Annotated in this window: 25 protein-coding genes and 1 pseudogene; 4 read left to right on the plus strand and 22 right to left on the minus strand. The window is 67.3% G+C overall.

The window, feature by feature from the left end:
- Nucleotides 1–156: 156 nt before the first annotated feature.
- The 21 genes from rplO to rpsJ all read right to left on the minus strand — a co-directional run bounded on the left by rplO (nt 157) and on the right by rpsJ (nt 9,952).
- The gene (gene rplO / locus KBY19_RS15815; protein WP_099883485.1) at nt 157–612 is read right to left on the minus strand and encodes a 50S ribosomal protein L15; all 456 of its coding nucleotides are present in this window, start codon (nt 610–612) and stop codon (nt 157–159) included.
- A 1-nt stretch (nt 613) separates the two neighbouring features.
- Complete coding sequence (gene rpmD / locus KBY19_RS15820) at nt 614–796, minus strand: 50S ribosomal protein L30 (RefSeq protein WP_099883484.1); 183 nt, start codon at nt 794–796, stop codon at nt 614–616.
- Complete coding sequence (gene rpsE / locus KBY19_RS15825) at nt 796–1,398, minus strand: 30S ribosomal protein S5 (protein WP_055485893.1); 603 nt, start codon at nt 1,396–1,398, stop codon at nt 796–798. The genes rpmD and rpsE overlap by 1 nt, the downstream gene beginning before the upstream one ends.
- 44 nt (nt 1,399–1,442) lie before the next feature.
- Nucleotides 1,443–1,826: a 50S ribosomal protein L18 gene (gene rplR, locus KBY19_RS15830; protein ID WP_099883483.1), complete on the minus strand. Its 384-nt coding sequence runs from the start codon at nt 1,824–1,826 to the stop codon at nt 1,443–1,445.
- Between the two features lie 3 nt (nt 1,827–1,829).
- Nucleotides 1,830–2,369, minus strand: a complete 540-nt coding sequence (gene rplF, locus KBY19_RS15835) for a 50S ribosomal protein L6 (RefSeq protein ID WP_099883482.1) — start codon at nt 2,367–2,369, stop codon at nt 1,830–1,832.
- Between the two features lie 23 nt (nt 2,370–2,392).
- Complete coding sequence (gene rpsH, locus KBY19_RS15840) at nt 2,393–2,791, minus strand: 30S ribosomal protein S8 (RefSeq protein ID WP_099883481.1); 399 nt, start codon at nt 2,789–2,791, stop codon at nt 2,393–2,395.
- 237 nt (nt 2,792–3,028) lie between these two features.
- Nucleotides 3,029–3,214: a type Z 30S ribosomal protein S14 gene (locus KBY19_RS15845; protein WP_027738922.1), complete on the minus strand. Its 186-nt coding sequence runs from the start codon at nt 3,212–3,214 to the stop codon at nt 3,029–3,031.
- A gap of 2 nt (nt 3,215–3,216) precedes the next feature.
- Nucleotides 3,217–3,780: a 50S ribosomal protein L5 gene (gene rplE, locus KBY19_RS15850; protein WP_099883480.1), complete on the minus strand. Its 564-nt coding sequence runs from the start codon at nt 3,778–3,780 to the stop codon at nt 3,217–3,219.
- Nucleotides 3,780–4,103, minus strand: a complete 324-nt coding sequence (rplX, locus tag KBY19_RS15855; protein ID WP_099883479.1) for a 50S ribosomal protein L24 — start codon at nt 4,101–4,103, stop codon at nt 3,780–3,782. The genes rplE and rplX overlap by 1 nt, the downstream gene beginning before the upstream one ends.
- A gap of 2 nt (nt 4,104–4,105) precedes the next feature.
- A complete protein-coding gene (rplN, locus tag KBY19_RS15860; protein WP_019354942.1) occupies nt 4,106–4,474 on the minus strand; it encodes a 50S ribosomal protein L14 in 369 nt (122 codons plus the stop codon).
- A 99-nt stretch (nt 4,475–4,573) separates the two neighbouring features.
- Complete coding sequence (gene rpsQ / locus KBY19_RS15865) at nt 4,574–4,858, minus strand: 30S ribosomal protein S17 (RefSeq protein WP_099883478.1); 285 nt, start codon at nt 4,856–4,858, stop codon at nt 4,574–4,576.
- Nucleotides 4,858–5,082: a 50S ribosomal protein L29 gene (gene rpmC / locus KBY19_RS15870; RefSeq protein ID WP_016473420.1), complete on the minus strand. Its 225-nt coding sequence runs from the start codon at nt 5,080–5,082 to the stop codon at nt 4,858–4,860. Before rpmC ends, rpsQ begins: the two co-directional genes overlap by 1 nt.
- On the minus strand, nt 5,082–5,501 hold the full coding sequence (rplP, locus tag KBY19_RS15875; RefSeq protein ID WP_099883477.1) for a 50S ribosomal protein L16: 420 nt from the start codon (nt 5,499–5,501) through the stop codon (nt 5,082–5,084). The genes rpmC and rplP overlap by 1 nt, the downstream gene beginning before the upstream one ends.
- A 3-nt stretch (nt 5,502–5,504) precedes the next feature.
- Entirely contained in the window at nt 5,505–6,338 is an 834-nt protein-coding gene (rpsC, locus tag KBY19_RS15880; RefSeq protein ID WP_099883476.1) for a 30S ribosomal protein S3, read from the minus strand.
- A complete protein-coding gene (rplV, locus tag KBY19_RS15885) occupies nt 6,338–6,685 on the minus strand; it encodes a 50S ribosomal protein L22 (RefSeq protein ID WP_099883475.1) in 348 nt (115 codons plus the stop codon). Before rplV ends, rpsC begins: the two co-directional genes overlap by 1 nt.
- Nucleotides 6,686–6,728: 43 nt before the next feature.
- Entirely contained in the window at nt 6,729–7,010 is a 282-nt protein-coding gene (rpsS, locus tag KBY19_RS15890) for a 30S ribosomal protein S19 (RefSeq protein ID WP_099883474.1), read from the minus strand.
- A 13-nt stretch (nt 7,011–7,023) separates the two neighbouring features.
- Nucleotides 7,024–7,860, minus strand: a complete 837-nt coding sequence (gene rplB, locus KBY19_RS15895; RefSeq protein ID WP_099883473.1) for a 50S ribosomal protein L2 — start codon at nt 7,858–7,860, stop codon at nt 7,024–7,026.
- Between the two features lie 47 nt (nt 7,861–7,907).
- Nucleotides 7,908–8,330: a 50S ribosomal protein L23 gene (rplW, locus tag KBY19_RS15900; protein ID WP_099883472.1), complete on the minus strand. Its 423-nt coding sequence runs from the start codon at nt 8,328–8,330 to the stop codon at nt 7,908–7,910.
- Complete coding sequence (gene rplD, locus KBY19_RS15905; protein ID WP_099883471.1) at nt 8,330–8,977, minus strand: 50S ribosomal protein L4; 648 nt, start codon at nt 8,975–8,977, stop codon at nt 8,330–8,332. Before rplD ends, rplW begins: the two co-directional genes overlap by 1 nt.
- Before the next feature lie 7 nt (nt 8,978–8,984).
- Nucleotides 8,985–9,629 (minus strand): 50S ribosomal protein L3, encoded by a 645-nt coding sequence (rplC, locus tag KBY19_RS15910; protein ID WP_099883470.1) that lies wholly within the window; start codon nt 9,627–9,629, stop codon nt 8,985–8,987.
- A 14-nt stretch (nt 9,630–9,643) separates the two neighbouring features.
- Nucleotides 9,644–9,952 carry a 30S ribosomal protein S10 gene (gene rpsJ / locus KBY19_RS15915; RefSeq protein WP_016473429.1) on the minus strand — a complete coding sequence of 103 codons (309 nt, stop codon included), beginning with the start codon at nt 9,950–9,952 and terminating at the stop codon, nt 9,644–9,646.
- Between the two features lie 602 nt (nt 9,953–10,554).
- On the opposite strand from rpsJ, the gene KBY19_RS15920 reads away from it, so the two are divergent.
- From KBY19_RS15920 to KBY19_RS15935, 4 genes are read left to right on the plus strand one after another with little or no spacing between them, the layout of a single operon-like run.
- Entirely contained in the window at nt 10,555–10,986 is a 432-nt protein-coding gene (locus tag KBY19_RS15920; RefSeq protein WP_099883469.1) for an SseB family protein, read from the plus strand.
- Nucleotides 10,986–11,630, plus strand: coding sequence for a hypothetical protein (locus KBY19_RS15925; protein ID WP_180289731.1), 645 nt, complete (start codon nt 10,986–10,988; stop codon nt 11,628–11,630). Before KBY19_RS15920 ends, KBY19_RS15925 begins: the two co-directional genes overlap by 1 nt.
- Nucleotides 11,630–16,159 carry a putative T7SS-secreted protein gene (locus KBY19_RS15930; RefSeq protein WP_247691019.1) on the plus strand — a complete coding sequence of 1,510 codons (4,530 nt, stop codon included), beginning with the start codon at nt 11,630–11,632 and terminating at the stop codon, nt 16,157–16,159. The genes KBY19_RS15925 and KBY19_RS15930 overlap by 1 nt, the downstream gene beginning before the upstream one ends.
- Nucleotides 16,159–16,641 carry a S1 RNA-binding domain-containing protein gene (locus KBY19_RS15935; RefSeq protein ID WP_210956789.1) on the plus strand — a complete coding sequence of 161 codons (483 nt, stop codon included), beginning with the start codon at nt 16,159–16,161 and terminating at the stop codon, nt 16,639–16,641. Before KBY19_RS15930 ends, KBY19_RS15935 begins: the two co-directional genes overlap by 1 nt.
- 174 nt (nt 16,642–16,815) lie before the next feature.
- Here KBY19_RS15935 and KBY19_RS36510 read toward each other — a convergent pair.
- Nucleotides 16,816–16,932: pseudogene (locus KBY19_RS36510) on the minus strand (hypothetical protein); the annotation flags it as partial.
- Between the last annotated feature and the right edge of the window lie 9 nt (nt 16,933–16,941).

Below are 16,941 nucleotides of genomic sequence, written 5' to 3' on the forward strand. Positions count from 1 at the left end.
CTGCGCGAGAGGTGACGGTCTTGAGGATCGACAGTTATCAAGTGGTGGCCACCTTACCGGCGACCGCACCACCGAGAAACGACCAGCTGTGCAAACGACCAACCGGGGATGTCCCGTTGGGACATCCCCGGCCTGTCGTTCACCTGATCAACGAACTCAGAGAAGTTCGGTGACGGTGCCGCCGGCAGCGGTGATCTTCTCCTTGGCGGAGCCGGAGACCTTGTCGACGGTCACCGTCAGCGCCACCGAGATGTCGCCGTCACCGAGCACCTTGACCAGCTCGTTCTTGCGCACAGCGCCCTTGGCGACCAGATCGGCCACCGTGACCTCGCCACCCTGCGGGTAGAGCGCGGCCAGCTTCTCCAGGTTGACGACCTGGAACTGCTTGTGGGCGGGGTTGTTGAAGCCCTTGAGCTTGGGCAGCCGCATGTGCAGCGGCATCTGCCCACCCTCGAAGCGCTCCGGAACCTGGTACCGGGCCTTGGTGCCCTTGGTGCCACGACCCGCGGTCTTGCCCTTGGACGCCTCACCACGACCCACACGGGTCTTGGCGGTCTTGGCGCCCGGGGCAGGACGGAGGTTGTGGACCTTCAGCGGGTTGTCGTCCGCCATCTCAGTCGACCTCCTCGACCGTCACGAGGTGGCGCACGGCGTGCACCTGACCGCGAACGACGTCGCTGGCCTCGCGGACGGCCACATCGTTGACGCGCTTGAGACCGAGGGTCCGCAGCGTGTCACGGTGGTTCTGCTTGGTCCCGATAACGGAACGGGTCTGCGTGATCTTCAGGCGAGCCATTACGCGCTCACCCCTGCACGCGCCCGCAGCAGAGCGGCGGGGGCCACGTCCTCGAGCGGCAGACCACGACGGGCGGCGATCTCCTCGGGACGCTGAAGCCCCTGCAGAGCCGCACGCGTGGCGTGCACGATGTTGATCGGGTTCGACGAGCCGAGCGACTTGCTGAGCACGTCGTGGATGCCCGCGCACTCCAGCACGGCACGCACCGGGCCACCGGCGATCACACCGGTACCGGGCGAGGCCGGCTTGAGCAGCACGACACCCGCTGCCTCCTCACCCTGGATCGGGTGCGGAATGGTGCCCTGGATACGCGGGACCTTGAAGAAGTGCTTCTTGGCCTCCTCAACGCCCTTGGCGATGGCGGCCGGCACCTCCTTGGCCTTGCCGTATCCGACACCCACGGTGCCGTCACCGTCGCCCACCACGACCAGCGCGGTGAAGCTGAAGCGACGACCACCCTTCACAACCTTGGCGACGCGGTTGATGGCGACAACACGCTCGACATACGCGGTCTTCTCGGCGGCAGCGCCGCCGTCCCGGCCCTTACGGTCCCGCCGCTCGCCGCCACCGGCGCCGCCACCGCGGCGCTGGGGTCCAGCCATTGGAATTACCTCTCTCTTTGTCCGCTAGCTCACGGAACCGGGGCTCAGAACTTGAGCCCGGCCTCGCGGGCGGCGTCAGCCAGAGCGGCAATCCGCCCTGCGTACTTGTTGCCACCGCGGTCGAACACGACGGCCTCGACACCCGCGGCCTTGGCGCGCTCGGCGACCAGTGCGCCGACCTGCTTGGCCTGGGCGCTCTTGTCACCCTCAGCGCCGCGGACCGAACCGTCCAGGTGCGACGCCGAGGCCAGCGTGTGGCCCGCGATGTCGTCGATCACCTGTGCGGTGATCCCACGGTTGGTGCGCGTCACCACAAGACGGGGGCGCTCGGGGGTGCCCGAGACCTTCTTGCGGATCCGGATGTGACGGCGCTTGGTAGCGGTGCGCTTGTAGGCGTCGCCCTTGGCGATCTTCACGCCGTATGCCATGGCTTACTTACCAGCCTTTCCGACCTTGCGGCGGATGACCTCGCCCGCGTACTTCACGCCCTTGGCCTTGTAGGGGTCGGGCTTGCGCAGCTTGCGGATCTTCGCGGCGACCTCGCCGACCCGCTGCTTGTCGATGCCCTCGACCGTGAACTTGGTCGGGGAGTCGACCTTGAAGGAGATCCCCTCGGGGGCCTCCACCAGGATCGGGTGGCTGTAGCCCAGCGAGAACTCCAGGTCGGAGCCCTTGGCCTGGACCCGGTAGCCGACACCGCTGATCTCAAGGTTCTTGCTGAACCCGGTGGTCACGCCAGTGATCATGTTCGCCACCAGCGTGCGGGACAGACCGTGCAGGGCCCTGTTCCGGCTCTCGTCGTTCGGACGGGTGACGACGAGCGCGCCGTCCTCGCCCTTGGCGATCTCGATGGGCGCGGCAACGGTGTGCGAGAGCGAGCCCTTGGGGCCCTTCACCGCGACCGTCTGGCCATCGATGGTGACGTCCACACCGGCGGGAACCTGGATGGGGAGCTTGCCGATACGCGACATTGCTTTACCTCCGTTCCCTTCCGTTACCAGACGTAGGCGAGGACTTCCCCGCCCACACCCTTCTTGCTGGCCTGCTTGTCGGTGAGGAGACCGTGCGACGTGGAGATGATCGCCACGCCCAGGCCGCCGAGCACCTTCGGCAGATTGGTGGACTTTGCGTAGACCCGCAGACCCGGCTTCGAGATCCGCTTGATGCCGGCGATCGAGCGCTCGCGGTTCGGGCCGAACTTCAGCTCGAGAACGAGGTTCTTGCCGACCTTGGCGTCCTCGGTCTTCCAGCCGGTGATGTAGCCCTCCTGCTGGAGGATCTCCGCGATGTGCGACTTGATCTTGCTGTGCGGCATCTCCACGGTGTCGTGGTACGCCGAGTTCGCGTTACGCAGACGCGTCAGCATGTCTGCGATGGGATCGGTCATGGTCATGTGATGGCCTTCGGCCTCTCTCGCCGGGGTTTCCCTGTATGCGTCGTCCCTCTCCCCGTCCGCCGGCCTTGCGGCCGACGACAGGACGGGTGCGTCGCGGGGGACCTACGGCGTAGTAAGCGACTTTTCAGCTTACCGAGAGTCCTGGTTGGTCCCAAATTCCCGCCGTCCGACGTATGCCCCTGCGGAGCGTCGGTCGGATGGGGGCACCTCCCGGCGGTCGCCGGGAGGGTGGGATTACCAGGAGCTCTTGGTCACGCCCGGCAGCTCGCCACGGTGCGCCATCTGGCGAAGGCACACGCGGCACAGGCCGAACTTGCGGTAGACGGAGTGCGGACGGCCGCAGCGCTGGCAGCGTGTGTAAGCACGCACCGAGAACTTCGGCTTCCGGCTGGCCTTCGAGATCAGAGCCTTCTTCGCCATGATCAGTTCTCCTTGAACGGGAAGCCGAGGTGACGAAGCAGGGCCCGGCCCTCGTCGTCGTTGGTCGCCGTGGTGACCACGGTGATGTCCATGCCCCGGACCCGGTCGATCTTGTCCTGGTCGATCTCGTGGAACATGACCTGCTCCGTGAGACCGAAGGTGTAGTTGCCCCGACCGTCGAACTGCTTGGGCGACAGACCGCGGAAGTCGCGGATACGCGGCAGTGCGAGGGACAGCAGGCGGTCCAGGAACTCCCACATCCGGTCGCCGCGCAGCGTCACGTGGGCGCCGATCGGCTGACCCTCACGCAGCTTGAACTGCGCGATGGACTTGCGGGCCTTGGTGACAGCGGGCTTCTGACCGGTGATCGTGGCGAGGTCCTTGATGGCACCCTCGATCAGCTTGGAGTCGCGGGCGGCGTCGCCCACACCCATGTTGACCACGATCTTGGTCAGACCGGGGATCCGCATGACGTTGTCGTAGGAGAACTCGTCCTGCAGCTTGCCCTGGATCTCGGCGCGGTAGCGCTGCTTGAGGCGGGGGGCCTCGGTGGTGGTGGCAGTCATCAGATGTCCTCACCGGTCCGCTTGGCAACGCGGATCTTGTTGCCGTCATCGTCGAAGCGGTACCCGACGCGGGTCACGACCTTCTTGCCGTCCTTCTCCACGACCAGCTGAACGTTGCTGACGTGGATCGGGGCCTCGGTGGTCACGATGCCGCCGGTCTTCGAACCGCGGGCCGTCTGACCGGCCTTCGTGTGCTTCTTGACCCGGTTGACACCCTCGACCAGGACCCGGTCCTCGCGGGGGTAGGCCACGATGACCTTGCCCTGCTTGCCCTTGTCCTTACCGGTGATGACCTGAACCAGGTCGCCCTTCTTGATCTTCATGGTCACAGCACCTCCGGCGCGAGCGAGATGATCTTCATGAACTTCTTCTCGCGCAGCTCGCGGCCCACCGGGCCGAAGATGCGGGTGCCGCGAGGGTCGCCGTCGTTCTTGAGAATGACGGCGGCGTTTTCGTCGAACCGGATGTACGAGCCGTCCGGGCGGCGGCGCTCCTTGACGGTGCGCACGATGACGGCCTTGACGATGTCGCCCTTCTTCACGTTCCCGCCGGGGATCGCGTCCTTGACGGTAGCGACGACGACGTCACCGATGCCCGCGTAGCGCCGGCCCGAACCGCCGAGCACACGGATGGTGAGAATCTCCTTCGCACCCGTGTTGTCGGCGACGCGAAGCCGGGACTCCTGCTGGATCACGTCTATCTCCTGTATGTCTGCCGGTTCCCGGCAGGGATCTGACGATCCCTGCCGAGCCTGGCGGAACGAACCTTTGAGCCCAGGACGGGCTCGAAGGAGTTACTTGGCCTTCTCGAGGATCTCGACGATGCGCCAGCGCTTGGTGGCGGACAGCGGCCGGGTCTCCATCAGGAGGACACGGTCGCCGACACCGGCAGCGTTCTGCTCGTCGTGCGCCTTGAGCTTGTTGGTACGGCGGATGACCTTGCCGTACAGCGCGTGCGTGACGCGGTCCTCGACGGCGACGACAACGGTCTTGTCCATCTTGTCGCTGACGACAAGACCCTGCCGGGTCTTGCGGAAGCCGCGCTCAGTGTTCTTCTGGGTCACATTCGTCTCGCTCATCAGGCGCTCTCCACCGTCTCGATGCCCAGCTCGCGCTCACGCATCAGGGTGTAGATCCGGGCGATGTCCTTGCGGACGGCCTTGAGCCGGCCGTGGTTCTCGAGCTGCCCGGTCGCCGCCTGGAAGCGGAGGTTGAACAGCTCTTCCTTGGCTTCGCGGAGCTTGGAGACAAGCTCCTCGTCGCCCAGCTCGCGCAGCTCGGACGCCTTGGTTCCGGCCGCCATCACGCGTCACCTGCCTCGCGCCGCACGATGCGGCACTTCATCGGAAGCTTGTGAGCAGCGCGGGTGAGCGCCTCACGAGCAATCTTCTCGTTCGGGTAGGACAGCTCGAACATCACGCGCCCCGGCTTGACGTTCGCGACCCACCACTCCGGCGAACCCTTACCGGAACCCATGCGGGTCTCGGCGGGCTTCTTGGTCAGCGGACGGTCCGGGTAGATGTTGATCCACACCTTGCCGCCACGCTTGATGTGACGGGTCATGGAGATACGAGCGGCCTCGATCTGCCGGTTCGTCACGTAGGCACCGGTCACAGCCTGGATGCCGTACTCACCGAACGCGACCTCGGTACCGCCCTTGGCCATACCCGTGCGCTTCGGGTGGTGCTGCTTGCGGTGCTTGACCCTGCGCGGGATCAGCATGGGTCAGCTCTCCTTTCCTGAAGCGCTCGGCTCGGCCGCGGCGGCGGCGGGCGTCACGGACTCCGGCTTGGGAGTCTCGGCACCCTGGCCCTGCCCCTGCGGCTTACGGCCGCGGCGCTCGCCGCCCCGACCGCGGGGACGGTCGTTGCCGCCACCGCGCGACGGGCGGTTGCCCGCACGGGCCGCGGCGTTCTCGGCGCGCACCTCGGCGATGTTCTTGACGTCGCCCTTGTAGATCCACACCTTCACACCGATGCGGCCGAAGGTCGTACGGGCCTCGAAGAAGCCGTAGTCGACGTTGGCGCGCAGCGTGTGCAGCGGGACCCGGCCCTCGCGGTAGAACTCCGAGCGCGACATCTCGGCACCGCCGAGACGGCCGCCGCACTGGATCTTGATGCCCTTGGCACCGGCCTTCATCGCCGTCTGCATGCTCTTGCGCATGGCGCGGCGGAAGGAGACCCGGGAGGACAGCTGCTCGGCGACCGCCTGGGCCACGAGCTGCGCGTCCGTCTCGGGGTTCTTCACCTCGAGGATGTTGAACTGGATCTGCTTGCCGGTGAGCTTCTCCAGGTTGCCGCGCAGCCGGTCCGCCTCGGCGCCGCGGCGGCCGATGACGATGCCCGGACGGGCGGTGTGGACGTCGACACGGACGCGGTCACGCGTGCGCTCGATCTCCACCTTGGAGATGCCCGCCCGCTCCATGCCCTGAGTGAGCATGCGGCGGATCGAGACGTCTTCCTTGACGTAGTCCTTGTAGAGCTTGTCGGCGTACCACCGCGACTTGAAGTCGGTGGTGACGCCGAGCCGGAACCCGTGCGGGTTTACCTTCTGGCCCATTACCGGGTTCCTTCCTTGCTGCTCACGACCACGGTGATGTGGCTCGTCCGCTTACGGATCCGGTAGGCACGGCCCTGGGCACGCGGCCGGAACCGCTTCAGGGTCGGACCCTCGTCGACGTAGGCCTCGGAGATGTAGAGGCTGTCGACGTCCGTGTGGTCGTAGTTGTGCGCGGCGTTGGCGATGGCGCTGTCCAGCACCTTGCCCACCGGCACGCTCGCGGCCTGCGGGGCGAAACGCAGGACCGCCTGAGCCTCCGTGGCGTTCATGCCACGAACAAGGTCCACCACCCGGCGGGCCTTCATGGGCGTGACGCGCACATAGCGCGCTGAGGCCCTGGCTTCCATGGTTGTCCCTTCGGTGTCAGTCATGATCTACACACCCCGCCCGTCAGCGACGACGCGACTTGCGGTCGTCCTTGACGTGGCCGCGGAAGGTGCGGGTCGGCGCGAACTCGCCGAGCTTGTGGCCGACCATCGACTCGGTGACGAACACCGGGACGTGCTTGCGGCCGTCGTGCACCGCGATCGTGTGGCCCAGCATGGCCGGGACGATCATCGAGCGGCGAGACCAGGTCTTGATGACGTTCTTGGTGCCCGCGTCGTTCTGGGCGTCCACCTTCTTTGCGAGGTGGTCGTCGACGAAGGGCCCCTTCTTGAGACTGCGCGGCATCTAAACCCGCCTCCTAGCGCTTCTTGTTCGTCTTGCGGCGGCGGACGATGTACTTGTTGCTGGCCTTCTTCGGCGAGCGCGTACGCCCCTCCTTCTGACCCCACGGCGAAACCGGGTGGCGGCCACCGGAGGTACGACCCTCACCACCACCGTGCGGGTGGTCGATCGGGTTCATGACCACACCGCGGACGGTCGGGCGAACGCCCTTCCAGCGCATACGGCCGGCCTTGCCCCAGTTGATGTTCGACTGCTCGGCGTTGCCGACCTCGCCGACAGTGGCGCGGCAGCGGACGTCGACCAGCCGGATCTCACCGGACGGCATACGCAGGTGGGCCATCCGGCCCTCCTTGGCCAGCAGCTGCACCGAGGCACCGGCGGAGCGGGCGAACTTGGCGCCGCCGCCCGGCTTCAGCTCGATCGCGTGGATCGTCGTACCGACCGGGATGTAGCGCAGCGGCAGGTTGTTGCCCGGCTTGATGTCGGCGCCCTGGCCGTTCTCGACGCGGTCGCCCTGCTGAATGCCGCGCGGGGCGAGGATGTAGCGCTTCTCGCCGTCCACGTAGTGCAGCAGCGCGATACGCGCGGTGCGGTTCGGGTCGTACTCGATGTGCGCGACCTTCGCCGGCACGCCGTCCTTGTCGTGCCGACGGAAGTCGATCACGCGGTAGGCGCGCTTGTGGCCACCACCCTGGTGGCGTGCAGTCACACGACCGGCGTTGTTACGGCCGCCCTTGCTGTGCAGCGGGCGGACCAGCGACTTCTCCGGCGTGTCCCGCGTGATCTCGACGAAGTCGGCGACGGATGAGCCGCGACGGCCCGGAGTCGTCGGCTTGTACTTGCGGATACCCATTTCTCAGTCCTCGGAAGATTCAGGACTTCTGAACGACCTGGCCCCCGTCAGGAGGCCGGGCCGCCGAAGATGTCGATACGGTCGCCCTCGACAAGGGTCACGATGGCGCGCTTGGTGTCTGCGCGCTTGCCGTAACCGGTGCGGGTGCGCTTGCGCTTGCCCTGGCGGTTGATCGTGTTGACCCCGGCGACCTTGACCGAGAAGACCTCTTCGACGGCCTGCTTGATCTGGGTCTTGTTCGCACGCGGGTCGACGATGAACGTGTACTTGTTCTCGTCCAGCAGCGCGTAGCTCTTCTCCGAGACGACCGGCCGCAGCAGCAGGTCGCGCGGGTCGGAGAAGGTCTTGCTCGGGTCGGCCGGCGCAACCGGGCCCGGACCGTCGGCCGCACGGCGGGCGGCCTTGGCGACGCGGGCGGCCTTCGCGGCCTTCGCTGCCTTGGAGGCAATGCTCGGGTGTCGCGTAGCCATCAGGCGTCGCTCCCTTCGGTGTGGGCCTGCGGGCCAGCAACGAAGGACTCGAGCGCGGCCCGGGTGAAGACCACGTCGTCCGAGACGAGCACGTCGTAGGTGTTGAGCTGGCCCGGCTCCAGGATGTGCACCTGGGGCAGGTTGCGGGCGGACAGCCAGGCGGCCTCGTCGGTGCGCTCGGCGACCAGCAGCAGGTTCTTCCGCTCGCTGATCTTGCCGAACAGGCCCTTCGCGGCCTTGGTCGAGATCTCGCCCTCGACCACGCCGGAGACGACGTGGACGCGGCCGTGGCGGGCCCGGTCGGAGAGGGCACCGCGCAGCGCGGCGGCCTTCATCTTCTTCGGGGTCCGCTGCGAGTAGTCGCGCGGCACGGGGCCGTGCACGACGCCACCGCCGGCGAACTGCGGCGCACGGGTCGAGCCCTGACGGGCGCGCCCGGTGCCCTTCTGGCGGTACGGCTTCTTGCCGCCGCCGCGGACCTCGCCGCGGGTCTTGGTCTTGTGCGTGCCCTGGCGGGCCGCGGCCAGCTGGGCGACGACGACCTGGTGGATCAGCGGAACGCTGACCTGCGCGTCGAAGATCTCCGCGGGGAGCTCGACGGTCCCGGTCTTGTCGCCGGCCGGCGAAAGGATGTCAATGGTGCTCATCGGTTCCTCAAGCCCCCTTGGCCGCGGTACGGACCAGGACGAGGCCGCCGTTCGGACCGGGGACTGCGCCCTTGATGAGCAGCAGGCCCTTCTCCGCGTCAACGGCGTGGACGGTCAGGTTCTGGGTGGTGACCCGCTCGTTGCCCATCCGGCCGGCCATCCGGGTGCCCTTGAAGACACGGCCCGGGGTGGCGCAGCCACCGATGGCGCCCGGCTTGCGGTGCACACGGTGGGCACCGTGCGAGGCCTTGCCGCCGTGGAAGCCGTGGCGCTTCATGCCACCGGCGAAGCCCTTGCCCTTCGACTTGCCGGTCACATCCACCTTGACGCCGGCCTCGAAGGTGTCCGCGTTCAGCTCCTGGCCGAGCGTGTACTCGGACGCGTCGGAGGTACGCAGTTCCACCAGGTGGCGGCGGGGGGTGACGTCGGCCTTGGCGAAGTGGCCCTTGAGGGGCTTGTTCACCTTGCGCGGGTCGATCTCGCCGAAGGCGATCTGGACGGCCTCGTAGCCGTCCCTGTCTGCGGTGCGGACCTGGGTCACGACGTTCGGCCCGGCCTTGACGACGGTCACGGGGACAACGCGGTTGTTGTCGTCCCAGACCTGGGTCATGCCGAGCTTCTCGCCCAGGACGCCCTTGATCTGCTTAGCCATCTCTACGACACCCCTCAGAGCTTGATCTCGATGTCGACGCCGGCCGGAAGGTCCAGGCGCATCAGCGAGTCAACGGTCTTGGGGGTCGGGTCGAGGATGTCGATCAGACGCTTGTGGGTACGCATCTCGAAGTGCTCGCGCGAGTCCTTGTACTTGTGCGGCGACTTGATGACGCAGTACACGTTCTTCTCTGTGGGCAGCGGCACCGGGCCGGCGACCGACGCGCCAGTACGCGTCACCGTCTCGACGATCTTCTTCGCCGAGTTGTCGATGACCTCGTGGTCGTAGGCCTTGAGCCTGATGCGGATCTTCTGTCCCGCCATGGCTACTTCGTAGTCCTGTCTCTCGTAACGCTCTGGAACCCCGTTGGCTTCACAGCCCCCGACCCTGTACTCGACGCTCGACCCACGCGGTCGGGCGTGTCGGCTTCCTTCTCATACGGATGCGTACGCGCAAAAGTGCGCCCCCTCAGGGCCGTGGCGGACCTCAGGGGTTCCGTGAGAGGAGAAGCCGGGGGAGGAAACCCACCGGGTGCCTGGCTGGAAGCCCCTCCTACGCTTCCCGGAAGATTCCCGTACTTCCGCCCCTGATAAGAGGCGACGAATACCTGGGACTCGCTTCCGGTCCTCCCGGCGGGAGGCGCGCAGCATCGGCACTCAACCGAGCAACCTGGACAGTGTGCCATAGAGGGCAGAGCGGTCGCCAATCGGCCCTCTAGCACACGAGCCGCCCTCACGCACGGACCGATTCACCGATATCTGCTCTCCGCCCCATTATCACAGACACCCTGGCTGACGTGCGCAAATGAGGGAAGGATCACTTACCGGTGCCGCACTGTGGCGTTGCGTGACGACCCCGGGTCCTGCTTGAGTGAAGAGACCGGTCGGTAACGAGGGGGAGCGCACACGACGAGGGGGGACCGGGGATGGAGCTTCGGGAAGAGATCGCCGCGACGCGCGAGGGGACCGGGGACCCCGGCGCGCTGGTGGGCGAGTTCCGGCGCGCGGCGGTACTGGTGCCGCGGGCGGACTCGGACGCGGCTGCGGGGGAAGAGGGCGAGCGGTTGCTGACGCGGTCCTTCGGCGGGGTGCGCTGGATCCTCGCGTTCACCGACGAGGCGGCGCTGGCCCGGTTCACCGCTCAGCCGGGCAGCGGCGGCACACCGGGCCAGGAATGGGAGTACGTCTCCGTACTGGGCGCCCGGCTGCTCGACGCCGTCGTGCCCGCCTTCGACGGACCCACGGGCGTCGCCGTCGACGTCGCGGATCAGGACGGCTCCATGCTCTTCCCGCCCGCGCCGGGCATCGTCCCGGACGAGGTGGCCGTGGGCGGTGCCGGCAAGGGGGAGGGCGCCTGATGGGCGACGGCAAGAGCGCAGACGGCATCAAGTGGAACAAGGAGTCCCTCGATCTGATCGAGAAGGGACTCAAGGGCGCCATCGACGAACTCAAGGAGTCCGGCAGCTCGGCCACCTCGTCCCTCCAGGGCGCGGGCTTCGAGGAGCTGTCCCTGACCGGGATGGAGATGGGCCACCACGGCCTGTCGGCCGACTTCGAGGACTTCTGCGAGAAGTGGGAGTGGGGCGTACGCGCCCTGGTGCAGAACGCCAACGCGCTGGCCCAGAAGCTCGGCCTGTCGGCTGGCATGGCGCACGAGGAGGACCAGTACGCGGCCGGGGCGCTCAAGGTCGGCCTCAACTCACTCACCGGCAACCCGCACGCCACCGAGGAAGAGATCGTCAACAGCGACTGGGGCGACTTGGTGGCGCCGTACAAGCCGGACTACAGCATGGACTCCCTGCGCCAGGCCAAGGAGGACATCGGCCAGGACTGGCAGGACACCGCGCGTGAGCTGACCACCAAGGGTCGCGGCGGCATGTACACGGACATGGCCCAAAACGCCACCGGAATGAGTGACGAAGAGGTCGAGGCCAAGCGCGACGCGTGGTTCGGCCCCTCACCCGAGGAGCGGGCAGCACAGCAGCAGGAAGGCCAGGGCTGATGGGCTGGCGGGATTTCGTACCCGACTCCATCGAGGACAAGGGCGAGGACCTCGTCGAGGGCGCGGGCGACCTGGTCGAGGGCGGCGGGAACTGGACCGCCGACCGGATGGACGACATCGGCTGGGAGAGCGGCGCCGACTGGACGCGGGACAAGACCCGCTCCGCGGCGAACGCGATGGGCGCGGAGACCGCCGAGTTCCAGCTGGACGAGACCGAGGACCCCAAGAAGCTGATCTTCGGCAGTCCCAGCAGGATCCGCTCGACGGCCAAGCATCTGCAGGACTTCAAGACCGCGTTCGACAACGTCGCCAAGGGCCTCAAGAAGCTGCCCCAGGGCACGTTGAAGGGCAAGGCTGCCGACGCCTTCTGGGAAAAGGTCGGCCTGGAGCCCGCCAAGTGGTCCAAGGCCGCCGACGCCTGCGAGAAGGCAGCCGGAGCGCTGGAGGACTTCGCCCACACCGTCGAGCGGGCCCAGTCCCAAGCCCGCGAGGCGATCGCCAAATACAAGGACGACAAGAAGGACGAGGCCCAAGAACAGCTCTCGCGGGCCCGCACCCAGCGCAACACGGCCGCGGGCGTCGCCCAGAAGGCGGTCCAGGCCGCCCGCGACGCGGCCCCGCCCAAGCCGGACTACTGGGAACAGGCCAGTGACGGCCTCACCGGGCTGCGCCTGGACGCCGTCCACCTCTCGGGCGGCATCGTCAAGGGCACCGCGGGGCTGGTCACCTTCGTCCGCAGCGTCAACCCGACCGACCCCTACAACATCACCCACCCCGCCGAGTACGTCACCAACCTCAACTCGACCGTCACCGGCATCATGCGCGCCGCCAACGACCCCGTCGGCACGGGCAAGGCCATGCTGGACGCCTTCAAAAAGGACCCCGCCGAGGGATTGGGCCGCCTCATCCCGGAACTGCTGGGCACCAAGGGCGTGGGCGCGGCGACGAAGGCGGGGCGCGCGGGAAAGGTGGCGAAGGAGGCGGCGGAGAGTCGTAGGGCGCTCACGGAGAAGGGCGAGGGCCCGTCGAGCACACCGCCGAACAGGCGCTGCACCGGGGACACCGACCCCATCGATCTGGCGACCGGACGGATGTTCCTGGCCCAGACCGATCTGGAATTGCCGGGTGCACTCCCTCTCGCCTTCACCCGTCATGTGGAGTCCGGCTACCGGCTGGGCCACTGGTTCGGCCCCTCGTGGTCCTCAACGGTGGACCAGCGGCTGGAAGTCGACGCGGAGGGTGTCGTCTTCGTCGCCGAGGACGGCCGTCTGCTGTCGTACGCACATCCGGCTCCCGGCGTCCCCACCCTCCCCTCGGCGGGCTCGTCCCGCATGCCGCTGGAACGCACACCGGACGGCGGCTACACGCTGACGGAGCCCGATACGGGCTGGGTGCGGCACTTCGCGCCCCCGGAGGGCGGCGCTTCCGAGAATGGCGCGGCCCGGATCGAGCAGATCATCGACCGCAACGGCAACAGCATCACCTTCGAGTACGACCTGGAGACCGGCGCGCCCTCCCGTCTCGTGCACAGCGGCGGCTATGTGGTGAAGCTGACGGTCGAAGGCGACCGCGTGACGGCGCTGGCCCTCGCCGGCGCGGACGGCGACACGACGGTGCTGCGCTACGGCTACACGGACGGCAATCTGACGGAGGTCATCAACTCCTCCGGTCTGCCGCTCAGGTTCGAGTACGACGACGAGGACCGGGTCCTCGCCTGGACCGACACCAACGACCGCCGCTACGACTACGTCTACGACAACCTGCACCGCGTCATCGCCGAAGGCGGCACGGCCGGCCATATGCAGGTCCGCATCGACTACGACGGCATCGACACCGCCACCTCCCACAGGGTGACGACGGTGACGACGGCCGCCGGGCATGCGACACGTCACCTGTTCAACGAACAAGGTCAGACCGTCGGCCGAATCAACCCCCTCGGCCACCGCACCACCACCGAACGGGACGCCTTCAATCGCCCGCTCTCCCACACCGACGCGCTGGGCCGACGGACGACGTTCACCTACGACGAGGAGGGCCGTCTGGCTGCGGTCCGCCGCCCCGACGGCACGACGGTCACGACCACCCGCAACCAACTCGGCCGCCCGATCACGACGACGAAACCCGATGGCGCGGTCTGGCGCCAGGAGTGGGACGACCACGGCAACCGCACCGCCCTCACCGACCCCGCGGGCCACACAACACGCTACTCGTACGACGGCCACGGCCACCTCGCAGTGGTGACGGACCCCCTGGGCGCGACGACGCGGATCCGCTGTGACGCGGTGGGCCTTCCTATGGAGGTAACCGACCCGCTGGGCGGGGTGACCCGGTACGAACGCGACGCCTTCGGCCGCCCGGTACGCCTGGTGGACCCCCTGGGTGCGGTGACCACGATGACCTGGACGGTTGAAGGCCGTCTGACGTCCCGCACCACGCCGGACGGCGCGACCGAACGCTGGGAGTGGGACGGCGAGGGCAACTGCACCCGGCACGTGGACGCGGTCGGCGGCGAGACCCGCTACGAATACACCCACTTCGACATGCTGACCGCCCGCACCGGCCCGGACGGCGTCCGCTACGACTTCACCTACGACGCCGATCTCCACATGACACGTGTGACCAACCCCCAGGGCCTGACGTGGGACTACACCTACGATCCTGCGGGTCGGTTGATTGCGGAGACGGACTTCGACGACCGTACCCAGCGGTACGAGCACGACGCGGCGGGGGAACTCGTCCGCCGCGTCACGCCCCTCGGCGAGGAGATCAGCTACGAGCGCGACGCTCTCGGCCGCACAGCCCGCAAGGACGCGGCCGGCGCGGTGGCGACGTACGCCTACGACCCGGCAGGCCGCCTACTGGAGGCGATAGGCCCAGACGCCGAACTGCGCTACCAGCGCGACAAGCTCGGCCGCGTCAAAACCGAACTGGTCAACGGCCGCGCCCTCACCCACAACTACGACGCGCTGGGCCGCCGCACCCGCCGCGTCACCCCCACGGGAGCCGTCTCCACCGGTACGTACGACGCGGCGGGCAACCGCACCTCGCTGACGGCCTCCGGCCACACACTCGTCTTCGCCCACGACGCCGCAGGCCGCGAAACACAACGCCACATCGGCGACGCAGGCCTCACCCTCTCCCAGGTGTGGGACCCGGCAGGCCGCCTGCAAGCCCTATCCGTGACCACCCCGGAGTCGACGATCCAGCGCAGGGAGTACGCCTACCGCCCGGACGGCTTCCTCACTGGTGTGGAGGACCAGCTCTCCGGCCGGGCCACGTTCGACCTGAACGCGATCGGCCGCGTCACCGCCGTCCACGCCCGCGGCTGGACCGAGCTGTACGCCTACGACGACGCTGGCAACCAGACAGAAGCCAGCTGGCCTACAACCCACGCGGCTCCCGATGCCATCGGCCCCCGGACCTATGAGGGCACGGTCATCACGTCGGCGGGCAAGGTCCGCTACGAACACGACGCAGCAGGCCGTATCACCCTCCGCCAGAGGACCCGCCTTTCGAAGAAGCCGGACACCTGGCAATACACCTGGGACGCCGAAGACCGCCTCACCGAGGTCACAACCCCGGACAGCACTGTCTGGCGCTATGAGTACGACCCCCTGGGCCGTCGCACGGCCAAGCACCGCATGGAAGGCGACGCAAAAGTCGAAACCGTCACCTTTACCTGGGACGGCACCACCCTCATCGAGCAGACGACAACCAACCCGGCCCTCCGCCACCCCGTCACCCTCACCTGGGACCACAAGGGCTTCACCCCCCTCACCCAGGCGGAGCGCCTCACCGACGAGACCACCCAGCAGGAAATCGACTCCCGCTTCTACGCGATAGTCACCGACCTCGTCGGCACCCCCACGGAGTTGATCTCCGAGGACGGCGACATTGCCTGGCGCACCCGCTCCACCCTCTGGGGCACCACCACTTGGCACACCGACAGCACCGCCTACACCCCACTCCGCTTCCCAGGCCAGTACTACGACCCCGAAACGGGGCTGCACTACAACTGCCTACGACATTACGACCCGGAAGCGGGTCGCTATCTCACTCCTGATCCCCGGGGGCTCGCGCCGGATCCGAATCCGGCCGGTTACGTCGACAACCCGTCCCACTGGATCGACCCTCTCGGGCTCTCGCCAAGGTGTCCGGACGAGGAGCCGCTCAAGCTCTATCGTGCGCCGGCGCGGGGCAACCGTGCCCGCGAGGCCGACGGCCTCGACCCTGATCTGCATCCCGACACCCCGGAGGGCGGGGAAGGAACCGCCTATCTGGGAGAGACTGAGGGTGTGGCTCACAAATACGCCAGTCAAGGTACTCACGAGGATGGTTACCACGAGTTCACCATGAAGGAAGGCTTCAACGAAGCTTTCCCGCCTGAGAAATACCGGAGAACTCACGACAACAAACCAGGAGAGTACCAATGGCTCATCCCCCAGGAGAAGATTCCGCTATTCAATTCCTTCATCGAAGGGAAACCTAAATGGTGGAATTTCCACATGGGATACAAGTGGGAGGACTGATGCCAGGAATCGACGATCTGCAACCGGGGGCGGTTTGCAGGGGGACAGTCACATCCGCAGCTGCCACAGTGCTCTTCGTCGACCTCGACGGGGCTTCCGGCGTCGTCACGGCTCCCAATCTTTCGTGGAAGCGGTTTACCCACGCGGAACAGGTCGCTCAGGTCGGCGAAGAGGTCGTCGCGGTTGTCCTCAGTGTCGACACAGAACGCGACCAGGTCTCGTTGTCCCTCAAGGAACTGCAGCACGATCCCTTTCTGGATTTTGCCGCAACACAACTCGGGGCAACACTGACCGGGGTCGTGGAGAAGATCACCCCGATCGGACTGTTCCTGGAGGTCCAGGAGGACATCTCAGGTCTCCTCCCGAAGGCGGAGTGCCCGGCGGCGGAGCTGGACTCCGTACAGGTCGGGGATCACTACTCCGTCGTCGTCACGTCGATCAATCTTCAGGAGCGCCGCGTCGCCCTTTCCCTGGCTGATTGAGGAACAGCCGCTCCGTGCCTCCGTCCCAGAAGACGGGGGCACGGACGGAAAGGTGGTGTCAGTCGGTGTGCGAGGCATCGGGTGTCGTGCTCTCGGGCGCTGTCCAGCCGCGACCAGGACCCGTAGGACCTGGCCGGTCTCGGAGACCGGTTCGACGTTGTAGACGCACAGGGCCTGTTCCGTGTCGCCGGGCGTGTGGAAGGACTCGTGGGAGAAATGCAGGCCGCCGACCAGGGGATGGTCGTAGCGCTTGGCGCCCTGGTGCGGCGCAACACCCGGCGGTCGTTCCATCAGGCAGTA

This window comes from Streptomyces sp. B15 (assembly GCF_018070605.1).
GTDB lineage: Bacteria > Actinomycetota > Actinomycetes > Streptomycetales > Streptomycetaceae > Streptomyces > Streptomyces smyrnaeus.